This window comes from Enterococcus moraviensis ATCC BAA-383 (genome assembly GCF_000407445.1).
Taxonomy (GTDB): domain Bacteria; phylum Bacillota; class Bacilli; order Lactobacillales; family Enterococcaceae; genus Enterococcus_L; species Enterococcus_L moraviensis.
In genome coordinates, this window is sequence record NZ_ASWB01000003.1 from 515,993 (window position 1) to 540,856 (window position 24,864).

A 24,864-nucleotide genomic window follows, 5' to 3' on the forward strand; every position below is an offset into this window, starting at 1 on the left:
TTTTAACTATGTAACAGCTTCACACATACCACTTGCTTCAACTACACTATTTCTCATCACCGATACTTCATGTGAAAATGAGGTACCAGCTTGTCCTTTTACCATATCTGGAGCATGTTGAACGAATGTTTCAACACTACTTCCTAGATCAAATTGCTCCATCTTTATTTTATTTTGCATCTGAGCAGCGTCTTCCTTCAATGGATTAAATACACTGACGCACTTCGCTTGCAACGCTATTTTTTGTACCCTTTTTTTCTCTAATTTTTGATATTGTTCTAGTTGGATTTTATATAACGTAACTGTAGCTGAATTGGGCTCCTTTAAGCTCGATTCAAACGTAATTTTTTGCTGTAAACTTGAAATAACATCACTATATGATTCTCCACCAATAGTCAAATCCATACCTGATAAATTCATTTTTTCTCTCCCTTACTTAAAACGACGTTGCTATTTGTTCATCTGCAGCTTCTGCTTTAACAGCTGCCATGCGCAAACTATGGGCAAATTCGCCTAGATTATCTCCAATCGTTACCATCTTGTCCTTTAACTCTTTGACTACCTCTGGATTATGAGCATAGTATTGCTCCCCTTTAGAGTTTGATGCGACCGACTTCAAAATATCTTGAATTTCATGATCTTCTAATTCAGAATAAGCTCCACCACTAGCTTCACTGCGGATATGTTTTTGTAAAGCCATCACTTCTTCTCCTTCATCCCACTCATATTGTTCAATTGTTTTTTTTATACCTAATGCCGTACTTTTCATAGCATCATATTGTGCAGCGGTTGCCCGAAGCAATGCTGGAGCAAATAAACGCATGATACTTCCATCACCATTAAACATTTCCATGAAAGTATCGGTAGGATGTCCACCTAATGTTAATAAACTCATGATAAAAGTTTCTAACTCTTTATTACTTTTAGTGAAGACTCTCTTCCCCACCAAAGGCATGCCAAATTGATCAAAATTTCCAACACTATCATTCATATGAGTATAATTTGTAATTTTATCTGTGGCATGTCCTGCATCAACCCATTTTTTTGCTTTTTCACTCAATAATCGATAAATATTTGGGGCAGAAAAGACTGTAGCATATTCTCCAAATTCAGCAGCAACGTAGGAAGCTAACCCAGCACCTAGACTATGTCCTGTGTAATCAAAAGTTGCATTTTTGAATCGCGGATCATTTTTTACTTGTTCAGCAAAAGCTAATGCTGTATCGAATTGACTATTAACTTCAACTGGAACACGTATGGTTGTACCTGGAACATGCACATTTTGGTATTTATTTTTTTGACCCATGGTGACTTGTTGAACATCAGCACTTAGATCCCCATCCATATCAGCAAGATTGGTTCCTTTATAAGAAATTGTGATACTAGACAGGTCCGGTTTTCCATTAACAATAGGAGCTACTGCAATTCCTTCTGCCCCATTTTTATCTGGATTATTTAAAACCTCCACTACTTCATACATAATACCGTCGAAACCTTCAATTTGTTTTCCAATTTGTAGCCCTTGGTATGCTCCAGTAGTGATATCAAAAAAATCTTTATCTGTCTTACTCATTTTCGTTCTCCTTATGGTATACTTATATTTAATTATGACACAAAAAGGACACAAAAACTATGAAAACTAGGTATAAATTTTTAATTGGGATAGGAATAATAATAATAGGAGTGGCAGGATTGAATTACTATAGTTATAACGATTATATAAATAAACAGAAAGAGCGAATCGAACTATTTTTTAAATACAATTATAATAATATTGATTCTCTTACTTTTACAGAAACAAAAAAGAATCCCATGGGATCACTCGATTTCTATGGTTATTTTAACTCTGACAAATCAAATAGCTTTATAGGAAGTGTAATGCCTTATCAAAAAGAATTTGAAAGGAACAATGTCATGGATGGAGCATTTTCAAGAAAAAATGATAAATTTAAGGGTAGAAAAACCTATACTGTTTCTGAAATAGAGAATATCCAACAAAAGGAACGCCGAGAAAATAAAGAAGAAAACTCAAGTTCTGGGTTCTCTGATTCAACAGGTTTATCAAAGTATAGTGAATGAATTTTAACAACTCACATATTTTTATGTTAAAACAACTAATTCTCCTAGACACCAAAAAAGATGAATACCAAAAATTTGGCATTCATCTTTTTTATCATTTATTTCTCGTTATTCATATAAGGCATGTTTTTCCCATAGCCTTCTTTATTCACTTGTCTTGCACGAGCAATCGCTAAGTCAAACTCTGCTACATCATCTGTAATAGTTGAACCTGCTGCGATAACTGAATTCGCGGCAACATTCACAGGTGCGATCAAGTTTGTCGCTGATCCAATAAACGCATGATCGCCAATGCTCGTCCGATGTTTGTCTTTGCCATCATAATTCACAAAAACTACACCGCAGCCCACATTAATATTTTTACCTAAGTCAGCGTCCCCAACATAAGTCAGATGACCGACTTTAGTATCTTCTGCCACCGTTGCATTTTTGATTTCCACAAAGTTACCAACGTGAACACGTTCGCCGATTTCAGCTTTTGGACGGATATGAGCAAATGGACCTACATCTGCGTCTTTGCGAATAATACTTTCTTCGACAACTGATTGGGTGATTTTCACATTATCTTCAATTACACTATCAACGATTTCAGAATGAGCACCGATGAAACAATCATCCCCGATCACTGTTTTCCCTTTTAAATGTACCCCTGCTTCAATTACTGTATCTGAACCAATCACGACACCTTCATCAATATAAGTTGAATCAGGATCGATAAAGGATACGCCATTTCTCATATGCATCGTATTTAAACGGCGGTGCATGATTTTATTCGCCTCAGCTAAAGCCACACGATCATTGATTCCCATCGCTTCTTCAAAGTCAGCCATTTGATAGGCCGCAACGGTCTTCCCTTCTTTTTTAAGGATCTCAATAATATCTGTTAAATAATATTCGCCTTGGGCATTGTTGGTATTGATTTTAGATAAAGCATTGAATAACGCCTCGTTATCAAAACAAAATGTCCCAGTATTGATTTCTTGAACACGAGCTTCTTGTTCAGAGGCATCTTTTTGCTCCACGATTTTTTCAACGATGCCTACATGATCACGAATGATACGACCATATCCCGTTGGATCTTCCGCATGCGCTGTTAAAATTGTCGCACTGGCGTTTTTACCTTGGTGGTAATCAAAAAGGTTCGCTAATGTTTCAGAAGTCAAAAGCGGTGTATCTCCTGTGATAACAAGCGTCGTTCCTTTTTTGCCTGCTAAATGAGATTCTGCTTGCAACACAGCATGTCCTGTTCCTAATTGTTCTGCTTGTAAAGCATATTGGCTACGCTCACCTAAATGGCCTTTGATTGCCTCTGCCCCGTGCCCTACGATCGTGACAACTTCACTTGGATTCGTTTTTTCGACTTGATCCATAATATGTTCCACCATTGGTTTTCCAGCGACAGGGTGCAACACTTTATAAAGTTTTGATTTCATACGTGTTCCTTTACCGGCAGCGAGGATAATGACATATCTGTTTTCCAATTGCTTCACTCCTAAGATTTGTTTTATTTTCAATAGTTTATTTTCAATTTATGCGCCATGTTTTAGTTTAGCTTACTCTTTATGGTTTTTCAACTGAACCAATTGCTTTTTTGCTATACCAATTTATAATTTTGAGGATTTGCGTTATAATATATATGCTTATATGTTATCTAGCTACACGAGCTAACCACTTCGCTCCGCTTCGATCTCAACAATTCCTAAGAGCTAAAGCTCTAAGGATTGCTACGAAACACTATGAATCGAATGAATAGATGTAGAGTAGTACCTACTTGGTGAAGGTCTCGGAAAAAAGATAAAAATGGATTGTGACAAAAAAACGTCACATTCAATTTTTCCTATTTTTCTGTCAAGGTTGAACGAGCTCGTTTCGCTTTTATTTTGGGGGTGATAATATGATACTTAAACAAACACACGTATCTCATTCAAAAGCCCATTCAGGTTTGACATAATAAAGTACTTTGGTTGTTGAAGGATTGCCTTTACGCAAAGTACTTTATCACTTGAATGATAGAGAGGAAATCCATTATGAATAAACAAATACAACCATATCAATTTAATTTTATTAGAAAACAAGCCAATATTTTGCTACAAGCTCATTTATCTGTAAATGATAAAAATACAATCAAAACACTACAAGCGATCGTTCTTGAGAAAATCAATGAACAGTTTGGTGCAGATAAAGATCAGTTACAGCCTTTATTAGAAGGATTTTTAGAAGCTGCGACTTCTAAGCCTAGACTGGAACACTATTTGGAAGAGTTAAAAGAAGCGGTTATTCCGTTTGATCCGCCTTCAAAACAACAGCTGACAAAGCTATTTAAAAAGACGAAGAAATTGAAAATCCCCGAGTGGGAAACGATGGATTTGCGTGATTATACCTTTTACAGCTGGAATGATAGTGGGAAGCAGCAGAAATTTATTATCGCTTCAATTGATGGACAACTAATCGGTGTTTCTGGAACAATTTCTCCTACGACTCAAAAAGGCATCTGCCCGATTTGTCATGAAACGTCAGAAGTTGCGATGTTTCTGTCTAAAGTGAAAGAATCTGGTGATGGGATGTACACAAAGCGTGGGAATTATATTTGCTATGATAGTGAGAAATGTAACCATAATATCGAGCGCAGAGAAGAGTTAGAAGCGTTTGTTCAGAATGTGAAATTTATGAAATAAAATATTGAGGTTGGGACAGAAGTGTTTAACTCCGAGAAATAAGAAGGAATTCACGAAAATTGCTTTTCAAATTTTTGTGAATTTCAGCTTATTTCCGAAGGAGTTTCTTCTGCTCCCACCGTTTATTCGAATTCCATGTGTCTGGGATATGACTCGCAGAGTTATGTCCCAGACACTTTTATTTTTTTATCTCCTCAATTTTACTATTGTCAAGAAAAAATGGAGAGAACTTGATGTTTCCATCAAATCCTTTCTACTTTTTCGAATTATTTGACTATTTGGCCTTATTAGATTGACTAGCTATTTCTCTTTTAACTAAAATGATTTACTCTATCAAAAAGATCTTAAAAAATTGAGCTAACAGTTGAATAAATACGCATTATTGCGTATCATACTCTATATAAAGGAGAATAACAGTGTGCCCAAGTCAGCCAGAGAAATAGTAAAAATTCTTAAAAAAAATGGATTTGTAAAAACTGATCAAAATGGTAGCCACGTAAAAATGTATAATCCAATCACTCATCACACAACAATAGTGCCTATGCACACAGGCGATGTACCGATAGGAACCGAAAATGCTATATGGAAACAAGCAGGACTTAAATAGTCATAATTTGACTATAAGGAGGAATACTATAATGAGTAGTCTAGTTGTATACCCAGCAATTTTTAATCAAGAAGGAAATAACTATAACGTTACATTCCCTGACATCCCGGAAGTGATTACATTTGGTAACGGTATCGATCATGCCGTAGAAATGGCTCAAGAAGCGTTAGGTTTGGCAATCTATAATAAAACAGAATTACCTACCACATCTGATCCAAGAAAAATAAAATTAAACAATGAAACTGATTTTGTTTTAATGGTTACGTTGGATCTAAATGAGTATAGAAGGAAATTTCATTCAAAAACTGTAAGAAAAAATACATCGATTCCAGAATGGATCAATGACTTAGCCGAAAAGGAAAATATAAATTTTTCTCAGACTTTGACAGAAGCACTTAAAAATAAGTTGAATGTTTGAAAATTTCTGCATGCTGTTTAAAGTTATGGTGAGAACTGACTTTGTTCTAGCTACTAAACTATTTTAAATGAGATCATTCATTCCCTAACTTCGTTAGCGCATTTAAAAAAATCGTGTTATAATGACAATGAAAAGAGAGATATGCGCTAACATACCTCTCCAATGTAGATTATGCTAGTGAAAAGCTAGCAGGCTATTTTAGGTGTTTAAACCATCTTACTCGCCAAAGTAAAAGATGGTTTATTTTTTTTGATTAAATTTCAATATGGCAACTACTAACATTGCAAAACTAATCGCAAGTGTTAATGCTTCATATACTGACAACTCTATTCCTTTCCAGGGACACAGCCATTAATCATCAGGCATCACCCCTTTTTCAAGAGATTTAGCCAACCATCTTTTCACTTCTCTACACTAATTATTATATCATAATAGCAATTATTTATAACGCTTAATCATGATTTTCGGTAGCAAAATGAACCATTATTGGGCGATAATTCAGATAATCATCAATGCAAGTAAAATTTTAAAAATTCCACCACTTTTGTCAAACTTGTCCATTTTTTCAGCCAAAATTTGACTCTTTAAATTGTTCAAAAAAATTCTATTGACTATCCCAACCTCTTTACGTTAGAATAAATTTACAACATAAAATAAAAAAAGGCGCCCTGCCAGAAGACGGACATCTTCTAAACAGAGCCCTGTATTATCAGCGTAAACTAATAATACAAGTTGCCTCGCCAATAATTTCTTATTGACTACCTTTATTGTACTAAAAGTAAAAACGGATTTCCATTCTTTTTTACTTACTCAATAATGATAGTGAATGGTTATTTAACGAACGCTTCATGGTATTAGTAGCTGACTAATATCATTTTTTTGTGTTTAACATTAGGTAATTAGAGCGAAAAACAAAATAAAAAGGCACTCTGTAAAAGGACGGACATCCTCGTACAGAGCCTCATATTATCAGCGTAAACTAATAATATAAGTTGCCCTAGTCAATATTTTCATATCAACTCTTTCATTTTACTCAATTTTTGTAAGAAATACTAGTACTTTTTACAGATTTGAGTAGGTTGAAGTAGTTGCTGGTTATTTATTGCACTTTTGCACGGTATTAGTTTAGTCACTAATGCCGTATTTTTTCGCTCTTTTTATAACTAGCAAGTACTTTGTTCTCCTTTATAAATACGTTTTTTGCGTATTTAGATTCTACCAATTGTGCTTGCTAGTTGATGGGTTTAAAGTCGAATCCTACCAGCTAGTTGTCATTCATTCAAACAGGCAGCCCAGTCAATGCGTACAAAAACCGAGCAATATGTCTCTACATTTTTATTCGTTTGAATGGCAACTATCGTATTCGATTTTGAATTCATCATTATTAACAATGATCCATATGGCGGATATAGGGTCGTTGTGTAAAAAATCCGCAGGCCTGCAGAACCTGCGGATTTCAAATAGCTGTTTATCGTTTAGAAACGTCCAACCATTTTTCTACTATCACATGATAAACAGCTATTTGTTTTTTGTAAGAACAATTAATGCATCAGTCTTCAACATTTAAAAATAGTTATCCTAATCAAACAAAGATAAAGTAATTACATTGTGATTACTTTATCTTTATTGTACACTAGTACTACAATAAACTGAGGAGGAATATAGGATGAAAACCAGACGACAAGGAAATGCAATTGTCTTAACAATTCCTGCTAAATTCGGTATTGCAGAAAATGTTGAGTACATCGCGGTGAAAGGTGATGATGAAAGTATCACCTTCATCAAAAAACGACCTAATTTGTTCAAAGCTGCTTTGGAAAATAATGAATTGATCGAAGTGGGAGATGGTTTCCCAGAAGATCCTCCAGTAGGAAAGGAACTGTTCCAGTGATCTATACGATTCACGGCTATACTCCAAAACGTGGAGATATTGTAATCATCAATTTTGATCCTAGTATAGGTCGAGAAATTCAAAAAAAGCGACCAGGTGTTGTAATCAGTAGCGATGAATACAATGCCGTAACGGGTATGATTGCAGTTTGTCCAATAACTTCCACTAAAAACATTAAAAGTCATTTTGTGCCGTTGAGTTTTGACCACCAGATTAAAGGTCATATCAACCCTCTTCAAGTGAAAACAGTTGATTTTACTGCTCCAGAGAGGGACGTTCGTTTTATAGAAAAAGCAACGTTAAAAGAACTTGGTGAAACAGCACAAATCGTAAATATGATCTTTAATTTTTCGGATTTAATCACGGAGTAAATTATCAGTAAGAGATCAATTGAATTTTTCAAACAAAAAATGCCTTCTCTGTAAAACTGACAGAGCAAGGCATTTTTATCTTTATACTTTCTGATAGGATTTATGCTAAATAAGTCAAAGCCATTTCTTTATAAATATCCACCATTTCCAAATAGTTATCCACATCCACATACTCGTCTACTTGGTGAGGCGTTTCATTACCTGGTCCAAAGATAATTACTGGGAAAGCTTGCTTGCCTTTGGTAAATTCAGCAGCATCCGTCGTTCCAGACACGCCAACCATTGGAATATCCACGTTCACTTGTTTTTTCGCTACTTGTTGGGCGATTTTTGCGATATCAGAATCTTTTTCGCTTTTCACAGAAATTTTATTTGCTTCGATACTTAACGTTAAATGGTAGGTGTCTTTTTGGTTTAATTCATCGATTAGTTCGTTCATTTTTTTGATCACAACATCGTTATCATAGCCAGGAATCGTTCTAATATTCCCTTGAAGACTGGCTTCACTTGGAATGCTGTTGATTTGTTCGCCACCGGAAATCATCGTAACATTATAGATAAAATCACCTAAGACTTCATCTGTATGGGTTTCACTACGGAATAATTGGTTCGCTCTTGAATAGAAATCATTTAGATGATCGATTGCATTAACCCCAAGTTGAGGCATTGAGCTGTGAGCATTTTTACCTTGAGACTCTACTTTAAAATTGATTGATCCTTTATGAGCATAAACGATCCCAGCATAACCAGAAGGTTCACCGATCACCATTGAGGTTACATCATCGACATAGCCTTCTTTGGTTAATTGCTCTGCACCTAGTTCGCCAACTTCTTCACCCACTGTTGCAATCAAACGTAGGCGTCCATTGAAGGCAGCCTGTTCTTCTTTTAACTCGATCATCGCAATGGCCATCGCAGCTAAACCACTCTTCATATCACATGTGCCGCGACCGTACATTTTACCATCACGAATTTCTGGTTTAAACGGATCAGAAGTCCAATCCGCGACATTACCCGCTGATACCACATCCATATGTCCAGAAAATGCTAGTACTTTCTCGCTATTTTTATTGCCGATTTCTACAATTAGGTTATCACGATCTTTGTCATATTCTAAAAAGCTTGAGTCGATCCCATGTTTTTTGAATAACTTACTTAAATACTCAGCGACCTCTTTTTCATTGCCGTTGACCGATTTGATTGCAACGATGTCTTTTAAAATTTGAACTTTTTCTTGATTTTCCATTGTGTTGGCCTTCTTTCATTTGATTCATTCAGTTTCTCATCGTGTGTGGAAAAACTGGATAAATATGCTTACGAATTAACTATACACCTAATTTGATTTTCCGTTAAATAAAAACGGTTAGTTTACCTAACAATTTTTTCGTAAAGCCTTACTCCTTTGAATCATCATTCTTTTGAGCCTTTTTTTCGTAGTATACGAACCTTATAAACATTCCCACCAGCAATAATCCCACTCCTGAAATAAGGTACGGAGCTACAAAATAAGTATATAATATAGCTAAAAAACCAGCAAAAACATAGATTGGATCAACAATTAAACTGATAACCTCTAAGACATTGTTCTTTGTTTGTTTTACGTTAGCGGATAACGAGACATCCTCATACTCAGGATTGTCTGTCAGTGTTACTTTCCGTCCTTTTAAAGATTGAATTTCTTTTTCTCTATCGACCATTCTAGCATCTTTAGCATAGGGAAATCGCTCAATTTCATTGTTGTAACTTTCCTCAAGTCTTGTTAAATATTTTTTGCGCCACCAGTCTTTGATCCTTGGTTTATCCTTTAGCTCTGTTGTCTTTGGTATCGTCAGCATCACTTCATGTGTGAGCTTTTTGCCATTACTATCTATTAATTTTAACGTTAAAAATTCCTGATCGAGTTGATTGTAAATCTTTTCTTCATAGTCTTCTTCAAACACTTTATGATAGGTAATATCCTTGATTGTTGCCTGAATGAAAATAGACTCCTCCTCAGATTCTGATAGTTGGCTCTCGTTTGGGCTCATCGCTTGACTCCAGCTTTTGCCAATATGGTAAGAAAACAGTAAGCAGATCAAGCTGAATAGTAGCACACCTATAAAAAACCTTACTAGCCTTCTATTCTGTCGGTAAAATCGTTTAAGCATATTTAGAAATTTATCCTTTCAATTACTTTGATACTATATAAAACGAGTGATTTTTATATCAGTAATCCCTTTAATCAATAACAAAGTTACAGTTAAACAAAAAAAGCGCCAAAAAACAAGGCGCATTTCACAAAAATTGAACAACTATTTTTAGAAATTTATTCTTGTTTTTGGGGCTAATACGTTTATTTAGATTCTAGCTTTTTATTTTTCTTCGTCAAAATAATTCCCAGGAACTACATTGATTGTTTTCGTCCGTGTATCTACATCTTCTACATACAGCAATGACGTATAATCTTCAATCGCGCGTTGTCCTTTAAATTTAGACTCGGCAAAGACAGTAATCCCAACAAGTTCAGCTTCAAACTCTTCGATCAAGCTCTTCATCCCGTTAACGGTTCCGCCGCCTTTCATGAAATCATCTACTACTAAAACTCTCGATCCACGTTTTAAGCTACGTTTTGACAGTTCCATTTTTTCGATTCGTTCAGATGATCCAGAAACATAATTCACGCTAACTGTTGAACCTTCCGTGATTTTTGAATCACGACGCACGATTACAAACGGCACATTCAAGTAATACGAAACCGCTTGGGCGATTGGTACCCCTTTTGTCGCCACTGTCATAACAGCATCGATTTTTTCACCTAAATATTTAGAAGCAATGATTCTCCCAACTTGGCGCAACAATTCCGGCTGTCCTAATAAATCAGAAAGATAAACATATCCTCCTGGCAACAAACGATCTTGTTCAGATAAACGTTCACACAAAGCTTTCACCAATTCTTTTGATTCTTCGTATGGAATTTCCGGGATAAAACGAACACCTCCGGCTGCTCCTGGAATCGTTTCAAGAATTCCTGTACCTCTTTGTTTAAATGTTTTTTTGATAATCGCTAAATCCTCACTGATTGATGATTTGGCTGATTTGTAGCGCTGTGCAAAATGGGTCAAAGAAACTAATGTATGGGGATGATCCAACAAGTATTGCGTCATATCGATCAATCGTTCGCTTCTCCGAATTTTTGAATCCGTCACTTCTTCTCCTCTTTCCTTTAAGGTTTATTATCCAATAGAATAATTACTATCCTTTATTTTTTTATAGGTTCGTTATTCATTATTTTTCAACAAGTAAAATAAATGATACTTCCTCATAATCTATCGTTCCCTATTATAAGGTGTTTTGCAAAAAAATTCGAGCATTTTTTGAAAAAAACAAAAAATAGTTCGCAATTTATGAAACAAAAAAGAAGATGAAGGAAAAAACTTTCGTTTTTCCTTTCACCTTCTACTAAAATAAGCTAATTTATCTTTGGCTCATCTTCTTATTTCTTTGCATCGTTACAACCAATTTACGGACGATACTTACGAGGATAAATAACGCGATAAAAATCAATGTGATGCTGGCACTTGGCGGTGTTTCTAAATAATAAGAGCCCGTCAATCCTGTTAGCATGCCAATCAATCCCATAATAACGCTAATGATGATTACCGTATTAAATCCTTTCCCTATCCGCATTCCGATTGCTGCTGGTAAGACCATGATCGCCGAAATCAACAGCGCTCCCGCAATTGGAATCATTACGGCAATCGCAACACCTGTAATCACGTTAAACAACATCGACATCCAATGGATTGGTAATCCATCCACATGAGCCGTATCTTCATCAAAAGTCAAAACATACATGGGACGTTTGAATAGGATAAACAAGATCACTAACACAACGAATAAAACGGCTAAGGTAATGACTTGCTGCCATGTGATCGTCACAATCGATCCAAATAAATACGATTGAATACTCGCTGCTGAATTTCCTCCGCTCAGATTCATCAGCACCAAAGCTAACGCTAATCCACCTGACATTAAGATTGCAATCGAGATTTCTGAGTACGTACTATAAATCATTCGTAGGTATTCTAAAATAATTGCAGCAATAATCACGACAACCATTGTCATGATATTTGGATTCCAGTTTAAGAAAAATCCCAAAGCAACTCCGGCTAGCGACACGTGTGAAAGAGTATCCGCCATTAAAGATTGTCTTCTGATCACAAGAAATACCCCTAGCATTGGTGCAATGACCGAAATAAAGGTTGCTGCTAAAAAAGCTTTTCTCATGAACTCATATGAAAGCATCTCCAAAATCTTATTCCTCCTTGTTACATAAGGCTTTAGAAGCCTATTCTATTTTGTGGGAACAGTCGCGAGAATACTAAGTTCTCTTAACTATGCTCATTACGCTTTAAAAATGTAAATCGTAAGAATTACGATTAAAGGGCAAGATATACTTTATCATTATAAAAACGACTAGTCAAGAGAATTATTCTAAATAATTTGATCCAATCTTTTTACTACCTCGACATCTTCATTCGGATATAGGTGTGAGTATGTTCCTAATGCCATTTTCCCATTTAAATTACATAAAAAAAGAGTAGATTTCTCCACTCCATAAAAACTTAACTTTTTAAGACACTGGCTCTCTCGTAACAATTTGTCTTTCACTATAACCACAGCTTTCATACAATTTCAAAACTGACTTCAATGAATATGCTTATTTTACAGTGTTTTTTTGTTTTATCTGTTACTAATTCTGACCCTATAGAACATCGTTAAAAATAGACCTACGTCACAAAATTGGAACGATTAATATCGTGACATCCTTATCTCCTGAATTTTTAAAAAATGAAATAATCCTATCTGATTTTAACTCTTTAATATGTTCCGTCGACTGATCAAGTAAAAAATTATCTAAAACATTATTAATAAACCCTGTACTATCATCGATATCTTGAATTTGGCAAACTACTTTTCCTGCTCCTATAATTTTAAATGCATATTTTCCACTCATAGAAACAGGAACAAAAAAATGACCATACGTATTTACTAACTGAACACTACCATCTGATTTTAATGGTAAAAATTTTTCTTTTGAAGGCTTTAATTGAACTGAACTTTTTTTAGGTGTTTGAATTTTATTTGTATCATAGAATGCCTTATTTCGAATAACATCCTTATTATTCAAATTGTCATTTCCTGCAAAAGTCTCATTATTGTCAATCTCAGATAGATCATAAAATCCTGTAGGAAAAGTTTCAGAGTTAGCTTCTACAGTATACGTTTTATTTTTTTTCAATTCTATCTCTTTAGCGGGGTTCTTTTCAAAAGTAAACTCGTTGGAGATAGTGCGATTATTTATCACCCTCATCGCTACCAATACAAGTAGACAACCACAAATAACGAATAATACTGCTTTTCTCACCGACAAATACTTCCCTCCTTAATCGTGATAATGGAATCACATAATTCATCTATGTCTTTTTTGTTGTGACTCGCGATGACAATAATCCGTCCATTACTCTTCAATTCTTTAATAAGCTGATAAAATTTTTCTATAGCCTCGTCATCAAGCCCATTTGTTGGCTCATCCAACAATAAAACTTTAGGTTTTTCAAATATAGCTTGTGCAATAATTAATTTTTGTTTCATACCCAAAGAGTATTTCTTTACCGGCCTAGAATCTTTTGGATCCAACCCTACTCTACTTAGAGCTAGTTCTATCTCTTTGTCATTTGCACTTTTTTTAATTTTAGAAAGGAGTCTTAAATTATTAAAGCCACTTATTGTCGGGTCTAGTCCTTCATGTTCAATAAGTAGACCTAGACTGGGTAAAAAATCAAAATCTTTTCCTAATATTTTACCATCATATGTTATTTCCCCTTCACGCACCCGAATAAGTCCTGCCATGGCACGCAATAACATTGTTTTACCCGAACCATTTTGACCAACTAAACCATATACATTTCCTTCTTCAAAAGTTAAACTTATGTTTTTTAATACCATATGCTTTTTTAACTTTTTTGAGATATTATCAACAACTAACATTTATATCCCTCACAAATAATTTATTTTTTTTGCTACAACATAATGAACAACTATAAATAGGAGAACCAATAGCATCTCTAAAAATAGGATTACGCTGCTTACTCGACCAATTCTATTTAAGTATGACGGAAACGCTAAAACTACTCCTATTACAGGTATTTTTGAAAATATATCGGAAAAGACAACAACACCCAAAATATACGCATTTACTCCTACTATTGATAGATATAGATTTTTAGTCATAAACATAATCAAAGAAGATAACAGACCAACAATAAGTATCGCAACACTTTGAAGTACATATTCACTCGTAATTATTAAGTCAGGCATTTGTACTTTCCGAATAATAATTACCATCAATAAAATACCAACGTTTACAGCTATGTTAATTAAGACTTTTTTTAAGTATTGGTTCATCACGTTGATTCTAGTATCATATCTAACAACAGAATAACTAATAATTTTTTGCTTTAAAAATTGAAAACAAGACAGCATCAAACAAGTATACATATAGCTATATATCAAAAACCAGGATAAGAGCTCCTTCACCGAGAAATTTTTAGATAATCCAACGATTACTGAAAACTCTGTTGTATGTTCATAATTAAAACCATTATCAAATAGTAGAAAAAGTAGAAATAAAACAATAACTTCAATATATTTCATAACAGATCAGTCCTTTTAAATAGTTCAAAATTGATAATGAGCAAGAACAACGTAACAGATATAAACATAGGGAGGTAGACAATTATACTCATCTCAATATTTAATACATAGTATGCAAAACTTGAATTAAAAAAAGAAAAGTACTCTTCAAACAGAAAATACAGTCCCATGATTAAAAAAACGGATAGAATCATATTCTTTCCCTTACTTTTATTTCCATTTAACAAGTTTATCAACATATAAATTTGAAATGCTATGTTAACCATAAAGAAGAAAATTAAAGTTTGTTTAATATATTCAGATAAAACAACAGAATTTGAAGCAAATAAAAATACTAGCAACCCAATTAAAAAATAAATTCCAATGAATCTAATGGACTCTAGAAATCCTCTCATACATTCAAAAAAATAGCGTTTATTTTTTGTCATTCTCACATTTTCATAGACATTTTTTTCTGGCATGAAAATCCCTATTGAAAAAAGGAAAAGAGGAACCAGTATAAAGATAAATAAAGATAAATCGTAATAAGAAAAGTAGTTTGTCATCTGATCTGTCACACTGTTTTTAGGATTAATTCTAGCTAGGAATTGAGTAAAATATAAAACAAATAGAAGAAGAATTTGTATTAACATTCTGATGACGTTTTGACTAAACAAAATCATAATTCAACCACCATTTTCGTTGAATGATTAAACAAATGCTCATTAATAATATTATTGAAATAAGGTACATAAATTTTAAGCTAAAGGTGTATTCCGTAAATGGCTGAAAACTAACCATGATAGAAGGTGTAATACTAATTAATAGATACCATATGCTTATTACTATAAATACTGTATAGTAAATTGATTTAGTAAAAATATTTACAGTAGAAATAATTACACTCATACATCCTGTTATAACTGCTCCCATAATTATATGTATCCAATTGGATAATCCTGGATGACTAAGCTCCCAAAGAATTGAGTTATGAAGCAATGTCTGAAAATCACCAACACTGATAGAATGTTCTACCATAAACGGAACAGCCTTTTCTTTTCTGAAAATAATAGTCACAGCCCCATAATTAATAACTGCCGATAAAAACATCAAGCAAAATCCATAAAAGAAATTGACTTGATTGTATACCTTCCAATAATATTTTCGATCTTTTCTTATCATGATGGACAAGAGGTTTCCTGAATTAAAATCTGACAATGACCAATAACTCGCTCCAAAAACTAGATAGACTGGTAACAGCCATAATAATAACATTTGGGCATAATGACCTTCTGAATTACCCGCTAAAAATGTAGAATAATTAGGGGCATACCCTCCAAATGATTTATACAACATAAATACGTCGATCAACATTAATACAAAAAATAGAAGAAAAATAAAGTTGCTTCTTCTATCACTAAATAGACGTTTAAAAAAATACTCCATTATAAACTCCTTTTATAAAAATATAGTAGAGCTTTCACTCTACTATAACTAATACACATTGATTTATGGACGATTTAATAACTGTCCACCAGAAATAATATACGCAGTCTCCTCATCCCATGTCCCATAACAAGAATAAGATGCGTTATTATAGTTATTATTCTCAGCTGTTAATTTTACATTTTGTTTGCTTGCTGATGAATACGCTGAATTGTACAACCTAGGACCTCCAGCTGACGCATTGAATGCTTTTGAAACATTCTCGCCATTTGATTTTTCTAACCAAAAACGTGTATACGTCATCCACCCCTCTTCAGAAGAACCCAATTGAACAGTCCAAGCTCTGTTCCGATTAGTAGTTTGTCTATAGCGAGTGCTTGTAGACGTATTTTTTTGCTTAGGTTTGATCACAAACGTAAATTTTACATAATCCGTTTTGTACGCTGCATACGCTTTGGCCGTAAAGCCTAATGATACAAGAACTAGCAAACAAGCCATTAACCACATTACCCTTTTTTTCATTTTCATTTCCCCCTCTTAGCCTAACTTAGAAATTCAGTTGAATTCCAAAATCCCATTGTAACATATAGTTCATTTTAAGTCGATTTAATTTATCTGATAGTCGTTTAACGTAGATTAAATAGACAAAGTATTTACATTAGCTAAAAATCTTGCTTATTTGACTAAACATAAAAAAAAGACCTATTATTTGATGTGACCACAAAAAGTTCGATTTTTTTGTGGTCACTACAATTCTCAATAGGTCTTTTTTTAATTCATTTGTACCAAATATGATAGCTAGCAACACTTATTTTAGTGTGTTTTTTCTGTATTCGTTACTAATTCTGAACTCATATGAAAGCATCTCCATTGTGAGTCCTCCTTCCGAACTAAACGAATTTGGCGATCCGCATACGATTTGATATCTTCATGATCATGCGTGATCATCAAAATCGCTTTGCCATGATCATGAGCATTATGCCTTAAAAGACGATAAAACTCATTTCTAGACGTTTCATCCATCCCAGTTGTTGGTTCATCTAAAATAAATAAATCAGGGTCAGTCGCAAATATACGGGCTAAACTGATACGTTGTTTCTGCCCACCTGAAAGTTCACCAATACGTTTATGACGCATCTCCCACATGCCGACCGCCTTTAATGCTTTTTCTACATGTTGATGATCACGTTTTGTTAATGGCTTAAACCAACGATTACGTGGAAAACGTCCTGAACGAACTAACTCGATCACAGTACTTGGAAATCCCGCATTAAATGAAGCCACTTGTTGCGGAATATAGCCAATGCTAAGTTTTTCTCCTTCTGTATTTTCTTTGGCGATTGTAATGGCCCCTTTAGTTGGTTTCAATAACCCTAAAGTACTTTTGATCAATGTTGATTTGGCCGCACCGTTTTCACCAGTGAGAATGACAAATTCACCTGGATCAACAAAATATGAAACATCTTCTAAGACTGGTTCATCATCGTAATAGAATGTGAGGTCTTTGACTTCTAGATAATGCATGATCCTACTCCTTCTTTCGACTAATATACGCTTGGAAGCTAAGACAAATACTGAACATCTTTATCTCGCTATTATTTTTTACTTAATACTTTTCTTCAAGGCTTCAAGATTGGCCTTCATCACTGAAATATAATCTTCGCCTTGCTCTTGTTCTTTTTTGGTAAGACTTTCTAGCGGATTAAGGACCGCTAATTCTACATCTGTTTCACGCGCCAATGTTTCAGCTACTTTTGATGAAGCCGACGTTTCAAAATAAATCACGGACACGTTATGCTCTTTGATATATTTTTTCAACTCAGCTAAACGACTAGGCGACGGTTCTTGATCTGGAGAAATCCCCGCAATCGATTCTTGTGTCAAACCGTATTGTTTTGCTAAATAACCAAACGCCGCATGTTGCGTCACAAACGTTTTATTGTTCGCATTGGCGAATGCTTCTTTATATTCTGAATCTAAGGCTTTTAATTTTTCACTATAAGCTGTAGCATTTTTCTCAAATGTGGCTTTTTTATCTGGATATTTTTTGACTAACGCATCCCGAATCGTTTCAACTTCTTTTTGTGCTAAAACTGGATCTAACCAAACATGTGGGTCTAATTCGTGATCATGTCCACTATGGTCAGCTTCGTCTTCATGCTCTTCTTCGTGAGCCGCACCTTCCATTAAGTCGATTGAGCTAGCTGCTTCGACAACTGCAACTTTTTTTCCATCAACATTTTCCAAAACGTCTTTGACCCAAGTCTCTAACTCGTGACTATTGTAAACAAATACGTCTGCGTCTGTGATTTTCGCAATGTCTTTGGCACTTGGTTCATAATCATGTGGTTCTGTGCCCGCTGGAATCAATAATTGTACATCTCCCGCATCCCCTACCACATTTTTAGCAAAATCATACATTGGATAAAAAGTTGTCACGACTTTTATTGTATCACTTTTCCCTGATTCTTCTTGCTCTTTTGTTTGTCCGCAGGCTGCTAATGTAAAAATAACGGCTATTAATAACAGTCCGACACTATATTTCCAACTATTTTTTCTCATCTTATTGACCCTCATTTCGATTTGTCTCATTCAAATCGTAATATTTCCGATTTGTTAGCAAGAACTAATTTAACAGATGAAAAAGAGAACGTCAAGTAAAAAAGAAAAAGTATTTTTATAGTTCCTTATTTAGAGTAAAAAAATGAAGAGTGACCATTGTAGTCATCCCTTCATTTTTCGATTATTTTAACGTTCGCACAATATAGACTTCATCGCAGAAGCCTTTTAAACCATTATAAATCCGTTGTGCACGTGTTTTCTTCTCGCATAAAGCAAATACCGTTGGACCGCTGCCACTCATTAAAGCTGCATCTGCTCCATACTTCATCATCCGATCTTTGATTTGCTGGATTACTGGATGACGTTTGATTGTCACACTTTCTAATGCGTTGCCAACTTTTTCTGCCATCAACTGGTACTCGTCCGCTTCGATTGCTTTTTTCAGCCCTTGAACGTCAGGGTGTTGAATACTATTGAAAGATAAACTTCCAAAAATCGAACCAGTAGAAACACTCATTCTAGGCTTCACTAGAATAACCCAACATTGAGGCATTGATGAGAGAAATTCTATCTTTTCTCCACGTCCTGAGACAAATGCTGTACCGCCATGGATGCAATAAGGAACATCCGAGCCAATCGTACTGCCCAATTCTGCAAGTTCTTCTAAGGACAACCCTAAATCCCATAATCGATTTAGTCCTCTTAATGCAGCAGCACAGTCACTACTCCCACCAGCTAGTCCAGCTGCAACAGGTATTCTTTTTTCTATATAAATTTTAACTCCTTGAGTAATATGAAATGTATTTTTCAGCAATTCTGCTGCCTGATATACATGATTTCTTCTATCTACTGGTAAAAAGGAGCTATCCGTTTCAATTATTATTTCATTTTCCGGCAATAACTCAAACGTTAGCCGATCCGCTAAATCTACACTAGCCATGATCATCTCTAATTCGTGATAACCATCATTTCTTTTATAGAGAGCATCCAACCCCAAGTTGATTTTTGCGGGCGCTTTTTCTATGATTTCCATTATTTTCACCTATCTAATCCAATACCTAACCGTCTTCACAATCTTTTAAATTCTAACATATGTTCTTAGAGAAGTATATATTTGTCTAAAAATTGGTCGCCATTTCAAAACTTGTGTAACGTTAATCCATCTCATTCGCTTTTTCTACTAATCACTTCCGAATACTAAAATAATACATTAGTAAAAAAAAGTAGAGCTAAAGCGTTTTCGCTTTAGCTCTACTTTTAAACATCAATTCATGTCTTTAGACTGCTTCACTGATAAATTCAATCTCTACTGTGCGTGTCAACACATCAGAATAACTATAAGAAACTCGTTCAAATGAGTTTTCATCTGGATCTAAATCTACAACGAAGACAGATGGATACGTTTCTGTCAAAATACCTTTACGTTCAGTTTGGCGCTTTCTGCCGGTCTGAGCAACTAATGTGATTTTGCTGCCGATACGACATTCTAGATCTTTTTTAATGGAAGCTAAAGTTGTTGGCATTGCATTCACCTCAAATTCCATTGTACCACATAACAATAAAAATATCAAGTTTACCATAGCAGAAAATGAATTGCAACTAATTATATTTTATAAATGGATAATTATTTGATGTGAAAAATGACAATTTTCTCATTTAGTCATAAACAATCGATTTTACTTTCTTTTTTGCCCGATCATAGGCACTTCTGACGGTTGGTTCATGATTATCTGTGTCTCTAGCGATCTCTTCTAATTCTTTACCGTTCATGTATTCTTCAAACGTGGTTCGTTCAAAGGGCGATAATACCGTGGGTAATTGTTCGAGCTTCTCTCGAATGATCATTTGCTCTAATACATCTGAATCTTCTATCCCTATGTAATCAAAAAAAGACTCTCCCTGATTTTCTATTTTTTGATCTAACGAAACAGACTGGATATCAATTGTTCTTTTTAGTGCACACTGTTTTCTAATCAAACTACGGATATGATTTTCAAAATTCGACTTAAAAAATTTTCCGATGGACACGTTATGCACCTCTTGGTACTTCTCTAATGACTTGTGAAAAACAATACGCCCTTCCTGCAACCAATCTTCTCGATCAAAATCTTTCAAATAGTACTTTTTTCGGAACTTATGCACCACCGGATGATATTTCCGATACAACTGGTCAAATGCCAGTGCATCTCCTTTTAAGATTTCTTCATACTGATTCATCAACAACATTCTCCTTCCAAGCATTCTACCAAAATGCTTAGAAAAATCTTACCACTTATTCTTGATAAAAAAGATGGGGTTTGACTATTAGTCTTTCTTTTTGGATAATTCGTCCAATTTTTCAGACAGTTTTGACAATTGGTCAATATTCCACGGAGAATTTCGGCGAAAATCTTGAAAGTGAATATCTGTTGCATGAACAGCAATGGTCCGTTCTGTTTTTTTAACATTTTTATACAATTCATTCGCCGAGGCTCTTAAAGCACCTTTTGAAAAAACCAGCCATTGCTCTGCTAGATCACTCGTAGCAACCGTTACTTGAGTCAATCGATCATTTTTTTCCCCTGCGATCCGCTCAATATAGCTATCTGCTGTTTCATCTTCTTTAGTGAAAATGACTGTTAATCGGTATTTTTTATATGTTTGCTGGATTCCAGGAACTAACTGTGCATCAAATACAACAATCACTTCTAAATCTTCATATTTTGCATAATTCGATAAACGCTGCAATAAACGTTCCCTAGCATCTTCAAGTTTATTTTGATTCTTGAGCTGAACTAGTTCAGGCCAAGAGCCAATCATATTATACCCATCAACAATCAATAACTGTTTTTTCATTTTACTTTGTCACCTTCTTTATGTAAGTAGCCAAGAAAAAACTTATCTTACCGTCAATAAGCTTTTTCTCAACGTTTATCTAAATTTCTAAAGAGGATTACGCCCACGATAGACTTCATACATCAACAGACCCGCTGCAACACCTGCATTAAGACTCTGAACATGTCCGACCATCGGAATCGTTAATAGTTCATCTACTTCTTTATGCAGTCCTTGGCTCATACCACGGCCCTCGTTGCCGATGATCAGTGCAATCGCACCTTGTGTATTCCATTGGCGATAATCCGTACCGCTCATATCCGTACCGAAAATCCAAAAACTATTTCCCTTCAACGTGGCAATGCTTTGTGCCAAGTTTGTTACCCGAGCAACTGGAATATATTCAACAGCACCTGTCGAAGCCTTTGTAACCACTGGGGTAATACCTACTGCACGATGTTTTGGGATTATGATACCATCAACTCCTGTCGCATCAGCTGTCCTCAAAATAGAACCAAAATTATGTGGATCTTCTAAACTATCTAAAATCAAGAAAAAGGGCGTCTCAGTCTTCTCTTTTGTACGATCGATCAATTCGTCCAACGTTAAGTATTCGTATGCTGTAATCGCTAATACGATCCCCTGATGCACACCATGATCCGTCATTGTATCTAGTTTTTGTTTAGGTACCCATTTAACAGGAACTGCGTTCTCTTTTGCTAACTGTTTTAAGTGTTCTACTTTTTCACTTTTACTATCTTCTTGAAGAAATAACTTGTTGCCTCGTCCTTGTTGAAGTGCTTCGATCGTTGCATGGTTCCCGAACACAAAATTATCTTCGATTGCTTCTTGAGTCACTTCATGTTCTCTTTTCGGCTCTTTTTTAAATGGTTGTTTTCTCTGTGGCTTGTTGCCTTTAAAAGGCTTTTTTTTGTCATTTCTCATTTTTTTCACCTACTTTTTTTATACACCAATCGATCAATTCTTCCAAACGATCTGTTTGTTTCGTTAAATGTAAATAACCCATCAACGATTCAAAACCTGTAGCGATTCGATACGTTGTGATATCCGCATTTTTTGCAGATGTATGGCTTTTCGAATTACGCCCACGCTTATACATTAGTTCTTCATTTTCTGTAAGCAGTTTTTCTTCTAACATTTCTTGGATCAAAAAAGCTTGAGCTTTCGCTGAAACATAGTGTGTTGCCATTCGATGTAAGATATTGGGTTTTGTTTGTCCTTGCTCTACTAAGTAATCACGAATATAAATCTCGTAAATCGCATCTCCTACATAAGCTAGAGCTAAACCGTTTAGTTGCGTGTAATCTCTCATTCACTTCTTCTCCATCTAGTACCTTGCGCTGTATCTTCCAAGGTTATTCCTTTGTCTTTTAATAAATCACGGATTTCATCACTACGGGCGAAATCACGATTTTTACGGGCTTGATTGCGTTCTTCGATCAATTGGTCGATATCGTCATCCAGCAATTCTTCAGATAAGAAGAAAATACCGAAGATACTTAACCAATTTGTAAATTGTTCTAGTGCCTTTTCTGTAACGACTGTTGAAACGATTTCTTGTTCGCTGTATTGATTCAACCATTTAGCTAACTCATAAACAACAGTAACACCATTTGCCGCATTAAAATCATCATCCATTTCAGTCGTAAAACGTGTTTCTAAATCTGCTAATTCTTGTAGTTTGCTGACGTCTTCACCCAGTGTTGCTGCAGCATCAGCTTTTCTAAAGGTCAAGTTTTCAAACGCATTTTTTAATTTTTGTAAATTGACTCCCGCTTCTTTCATCGTTGTTTCACTGTAACGAATAGGACGGCGATATTGCGTTGTTGCCATAAAGAAACGCAACACTTGAGGGTCAACTTGTTTAGTCAGTTCATGAACCGTTACAAAATTCCCAAGCGATTTGCTCATTTTTTCATCGTCTTCACCAATTGTTACAAAACCATTATGCATCCAATAATTGGCAAATTTTTGTCCTGTTTTCGCTTCGCTTTGAGCAATTTCATTTTCATGATGAGGAAACTCTAAGTCTTGACCACCACCATGAATATCAATTGTATCACCTAAATGTTTTGTTGCCATGACAGAACACTCGATGTGCCAGCCTGGACGACCTGGTCCCCAAGAGGAATCCCAAGAAATCTCACCTTCTTTGGCACCTTTCCATAACGCAAAATCTAGTGGATCTTCTTTCAATTCTTTTTCAACACCCGTGCGCTGACTGGCTCCCACTTCTAATTCATCGATCGATTGATGGCTAAGTTTGCCGTATCCTTCAAATTTTCGGGTCCGATAATAAACATCCCCTTGTGATTCATAGGCATAACCTTTGTCGATCAGCGTTTGGATAAAGGTCAAAATATCTGGCATATGATCCATCACACGTGGATGTAAGGTAGCTGGTTTTACATTCAAAAGATTTGTATCTTCTTCAAATGCATGGATAAAACGTTCTGCAACTTCAGGCGCTGTTATGCCCAGATCTTTAGCTGCTCGAATAATTTTGTCATCGACATCTGTAAAATTTGATACATAATTCACTTCGTAACCACGATATTCTAAATAGCGTCGAATGGTATCGAAAGCCATTGAACTACGCGCATTTCCGATATGGATATAGTTGTAGACAGTTGGTCCGCAAACATACATCCGAACTTTCCCTTCTTCTATTGGTTGAAATACTTCTTTTTCTCTCGTTAATGTATTATAAATTTGAATCATACGCTACCTCCAATTTTTTCTCCTTTGATTCTGACGACTTTCGCTGGTATCCCTACAGCTGTAGCATCATTTGGAATATCTGTTAAAACAACGGCAGATGCACCAATTTTTGCCCGTTCACCTATTACGACAGGTCCTAATATTTGAGCGTGGGCATGGATCATCGCTCCCTTTTTGACCGTTGGATGACGTTTCCCTGTATCTTTACCTGTTCCTCCTAAAGTCACACCATGAAACAATACCACATTTTCTTCGATTTCCGCAGTTTGACCTATCACGACACCCATACCATGATCGATAAAAACACCTGACGCAATCGTTGCACCGGGATGAATCTCAATTCCTGTGATGAAACGCCAAAACTGCGCATGGATTTTTGCTAAAAGAAACAAGCGATGTCTATATAAAAAATGGGAAAAACGATGCCAAAATAGTGCATGTACCCCTGGATATGTCAACAGTGCTTCCAATGTTGACCGTGCTGCTGGGTCATTGTTTTTGACGGCCTCAACAGCTCTTTTCAACCAACTCATACTCTTACTCCTTTCATTTGATATTAAACATAACAATGTAGCAGGTTCGTT

29 protein-coding genes and 1 pseudogene are annotated in these 24,864 nt (G+C 35.3%); 7 read left to right on the forward strand and 23 right to left on the reverse strand.

The genetic code is table 11. From position 1 onward, the window contains the following. Positions 1-6 precede the first annotated feature (6 nt). Together I586_RS12495 and I586_RS12500 are read right to left on the reverse strand one after the other, a co-directional pair. Positions 7-420: a hypothetical protein gene (locus I586_RS12495; RefSeq protein WP_010766504.1), complete on the reverse strand. Its 414-nt coding sequence runs from the start codon at positions 418-420 to the stop codon at positions 7-9. Positions 421-436: 16 nt separating this feature from the next. Continuing rightward, positions 437-1,573: a Tle-like phospholipase domain-containing protein gene (locus tag I586_RS12500; protein WP_010766505.1), complete on the reverse strand. Its 1,137-nt coding sequence runs from the start codon at positions 1,571-1,573 to the stop codon at positions 437-439. A gap of 119 nt (positions 1,574-1,692) precedes the next feature. On the opposite strand from I586_RS12500, the gene I586_RS16975 reads away from it, so the two are divergent. Continuing rightward, entirely contained in the window at positions 1,693-2,079 is a 387-nt protein-coding gene (locus I586_RS16975; RefSeq protein ID WP_162139059.1) for a DUF1433 domain-containing protein, read from the forward strand. A 98-nt stretch (positions 2,080-2,177) separates the two neighbouring features. Here the strand turns inward: I586_RS16975 and glmU are convergent, their stop codons facing one another. Further along, on the reverse strand, positions 2,178-3,560 hold the full coding sequence (glmU, locus tag I586_RS12510) for a bifunctional UDP-N-acetylglucosamine diphosphorylase/glucosamine-1-phosphate N-acetyltransferase GlmU (protein ID WP_010766507.1): 1,383 nt from the start codon (positions 3,558-3,560) through the stop codon (positions 2,178-2,180). A gap of 546 nt (positions 3,561-4,106) precedes the next feature. Between glmU and I586_RS12515 the strand changes: the two genes are divergently transcribed. The 4 genes and pseudogenes from I586_RS12515 to I586_RS12525 all read left to right on the forward strand — a co-directional run bounded on the left by I586_RS12515 (position 4,107) and on the right by I586_RS12525 (position 5,779). After that, positions 4,107-4,754 (forward strand): FusB/FusC family EF-G-binding protein, encoded by a 648-nt coding sequence (locus I586_RS12515; protein WP_010766508.1) that lies wholly within the window; start codon positions 4,107-4,109, stop codon positions 4,752-4,754. Between the two features lies 1 nt (position 4,755). Beyond that, a pseudogene (locus I586_RS17565) lies at positions 4,756-4,887 on the forward strand (DUF3788 family protein); the annotation flags it as partial. Positions 4,888-5,172: 285 nt separating this feature from the next. Continuing rightward, the gene (locus tag I586_RS12520; protein WP_010766509.1) at positions 5,173-5,361 is read left to right on the forward strand and encodes a type II toxin-antitoxin system HicA family toxin; all 189 of its coding nucleotides are present in this window, start codon (positions 5,173-5,175) and stop codon (positions 5,359-5,361) included. A 31-nt stretch (positions 5,362-5,392) separates the two neighbouring features. Beyond that, positions 5,393-5,779, forward strand: coding sequence for a type II toxin-antitoxin system HicB family antitoxin (locus I586_RS12525; RefSeq protein ID WP_010766510.1), 387 nt, complete (start codon positions 5,393-5,395; stop codon positions 5,777-5,779). A gap of 240 nt (positions 5,780-6,019) precedes the next feature. On the opposite strand, the gene I586_RS17585 is transcribed toward I586_RS12525, so the two are convergent. Continuing rightward, positions 6,020-6,103, reverse strand: coding sequence for a putative holin-like toxin (locus tag I586_RS17585; RefSeq protein WP_390621154.1), 84 nt, complete (start codon positions 6,101-6,103; stop codon positions 6,020-6,022). A gap of 1,342 nt (positions 6,104-7,445) precedes the next feature. On the opposite strand from I586_RS17585, the gene mazE reads away from it, so the two are divergent. Both mazE and I586_RS12535 read left to right on the forward strand, forming a co-directional pair. Further along, positions 7,446-7,670: a type II toxin-antitoxin system PemI/MazE family antitoxin gene (mazE, locus tag I586_RS12530; RefSeq protein WP_010766511.1), complete on the forward strand. Its 225-nt coding sequence runs from the start codon at positions 7,446-7,448 to the stop codon at positions 7,668-7,670. Then, complete coding sequence (locus I586_RS12535; protein ID WP_010766512.1) at positions 7,667-8,041, forward strand: type II toxin-antitoxin system PemK/MazF family toxin; 375 nt, start codon at positions 7,667-7,669, stop codon at positions 8,039-8,041. Before mazE ends, I586_RS12535 begins: the two co-directional genes overlap by 4 nt. A gap of 100 nt (positions 8,042-8,141) precedes the next feature. Here the strand turns inward: I586_RS12535 and I586_RS12540 are convergent, their stop codons facing one another. From I586_RS12540 to epsC, 19 genes are all read right to left on the reverse strand, one after another. Continuing rightward, entirely contained in the window at positions 8,142-9,287 is a 1,146-nt protein-coding gene (locus I586_RS12540; protein ID WP_010766513.1) for an ArgE/DapE family deacylase, read from the reverse strand. 148 nt (positions 9,288-9,435) lie between these two features. After that, a complete protein-coding gene (locus I586_RS12545) occupies positions 9,436-10,068 on the reverse strand; it encodes a CvpA family protein (protein WP_010766514.1) in 633 nt (210 codons plus the stop codon). A gap of 324 nt (positions 10,069-10,392) precedes the next feature. After that, on the reverse strand, positions 10,393-11,226 hold the full coding sequence (gene purR / locus I586_RS12550) for a pur operon repressor (protein ID WP_010766515.1): 834 nt from the start codon (positions 11,224-11,226) through the stop codon (positions 10,393-10,395). A 268-nt stretch (positions 11,227-11,494) separates the two neighbouring features. After that, positions 11,495-12,331 (reverse strand): metal ABC transporter permease, encoded by an 837-nt coding sequence (locus tag I586_RS12555; protein WP_010766516.1) that lies wholly within the window; start codon positions 12,329-12,331, stop codon positions 11,495-11,497. A 484-nt stretch (positions 12,332-12,815) separates the two neighbouring features. Beyond that, on the reverse strand, positions 12,816-13,448 hold the full coding sequence (locus I586_RS12560; protein ID WP_139242652.1) for a hypothetical protein: 633 nt from the start codon (positions 13,446-13,448) through the stop codon (positions 12,816-12,818). Continuing rightward, a complete protein-coding gene (locus I586_RS12565; protein ID WP_010766518.1) occupies positions 13,445-14,071 on the reverse strand; it encodes an ABC transporter ATP-binding protein in 627 nt (208 codons plus the stop codon). Before I586_RS12565 ends, I586_RS12560 begins: the two co-directional genes overlap by 4 nt. 9 nt (positions 14,072-14,080) lie before the next feature. Further along, complete coding sequence (locus I586_RS12570) at positions 14,081-14,737, reverse strand: hypothetical protein (protein ID WP_010766519.1); 657 nt, start codon at positions 14,735-14,737, stop codon at positions 14,081-14,083. A gap of 648 nt (positions 14,738-15,385) precedes the next feature. Beyond that, entirely contained in the window at positions 15,386-16,162 is a 777-nt protein-coding gene (locus I586_RS12580; RefSeq protein ID WP_010766521.1) for a hypothetical protein, read from the reverse strand. Between the two features lie 63 nt (positions 16,163-16,225). Continuing rightward, positions 16,226-16,684, reverse strand: a complete 459-nt coding sequence (locus tag I586_RS12585) for a DUF2712 domain-containing protein (RefSeq protein WP_051092212.1) — start codon at positions 16,682-16,684, stop codon at positions 16,226-16,228. 291 nt (positions 16,685-16,975) lie between these two features. Further along, complete coding sequence (locus I586_RS12590) at positions 16,976-17,686, reverse strand: metal ABC transporter ATP-binding protein (RefSeq protein WP_010766523.1); 711 nt, start codon at positions 17,684-17,686, stop codon at positions 16,976-16,978. Between the two features lie 78 nt (positions 17,687-17,764). Next, positions 17,765-18,724, reverse strand: a complete 960-nt coding sequence (locus I586_RS12595) for a metal ABC transporter substrate-binding protein (RefSeq protein ID WP_010766524.1) — start codon at positions 18,722-18,724, stop codon at positions 17,765-17,767. 181 nt (positions 18,725-18,905) lie between these two features. After that, entirely contained in the window at positions 18,906-19,757 is an 852-nt protein-coding gene (gene ispE / locus I586_RS12600) for a 4-(cytidine 5'-diphospho)-2-C-methyl-D-erythritol kinase (RefSeq protein WP_010766525.1), read from the reverse strand. A 244-nt stretch (positions 19,758-20,001) separates the two neighbouring features. Beyond that, a complete protein-coding gene (locus I586_RS12605; protein WP_010766526.1) occupies positions 20,002-20,247 on the reverse strand; it encodes a Veg family protein in 246 nt (81 codons plus the stop codon). Between the two features lie 133 nt (positions 20,248-20,380). Continuing rightward, a complete protein-coding gene (locus I586_RS12610; protein WP_010766527.1) occupies positions 20,381-20,941 on the reverse strand; it encodes a sigma-70 family RNA polymerase sigma factor in 561 nt (186 codons plus the stop codon). An 87-nt stretch (positions 20,942-21,028) separates the two neighbouring features. Next, positions 21,029-21,559, reverse strand: coding sequence for an NYN domain-containing protein (locus I586_RS12615; protein ID WP_010766528.1), 531 nt, complete (start codon positions 21,557-21,559; stop codon positions 21,029-21,031). 87 nt (positions 21,560-21,646) lie between these two features. After that, on the reverse strand, positions 21,647-22,492 hold the full coding sequence (gene rlmB, locus I586_RS12620) for a 23S rRNA (guanosine(2251)-2'-O)-methyltransferase RlmB (RefSeq protein WP_425250069.1): 846 nt from the start codon (positions 22,490-22,492) through the stop codon (positions 21,647-21,649). After that, on the reverse strand, positions 22,473-22,871 hold the full coding sequence (locus I586_RS12625) for a Mini-ribonuclease 3 (RefSeq protein ID WP_010766530.1): 399 nt from the start codon (positions 22,869-22,871) through the stop codon (positions 22,473-22,475). The genes rlmB and I586_RS12625 overlap by 20 nt, the downstream gene beginning before the upstream one ends. Then, positions 22,868-24,280: a cysteine--tRNA ligase gene (cysS, locus tag I586_RS12630; protein WP_010766531.1), complete on the reverse strand. Its 1,413-nt coding sequence runs from the start codon at positions 24,278-24,280 to the stop codon at positions 22,868-22,870. Before cysS ends, I586_RS12625 begins: the two co-directional genes overlap by 4 nt. After that, entirely contained in the window at positions 24,277-24,813 is a 537-nt protein-coding gene (epsC, locus tag I586_RS12635) for a serine O-acetyltransferase EpsC (protein WP_010766532.1), read from the reverse strand. The genes cysS and epsC overlap by 4 nt, the downstream gene beginning before the upstream one ends. Positions 24,814-24,864 lie beyond the last annotated feature (51 nt).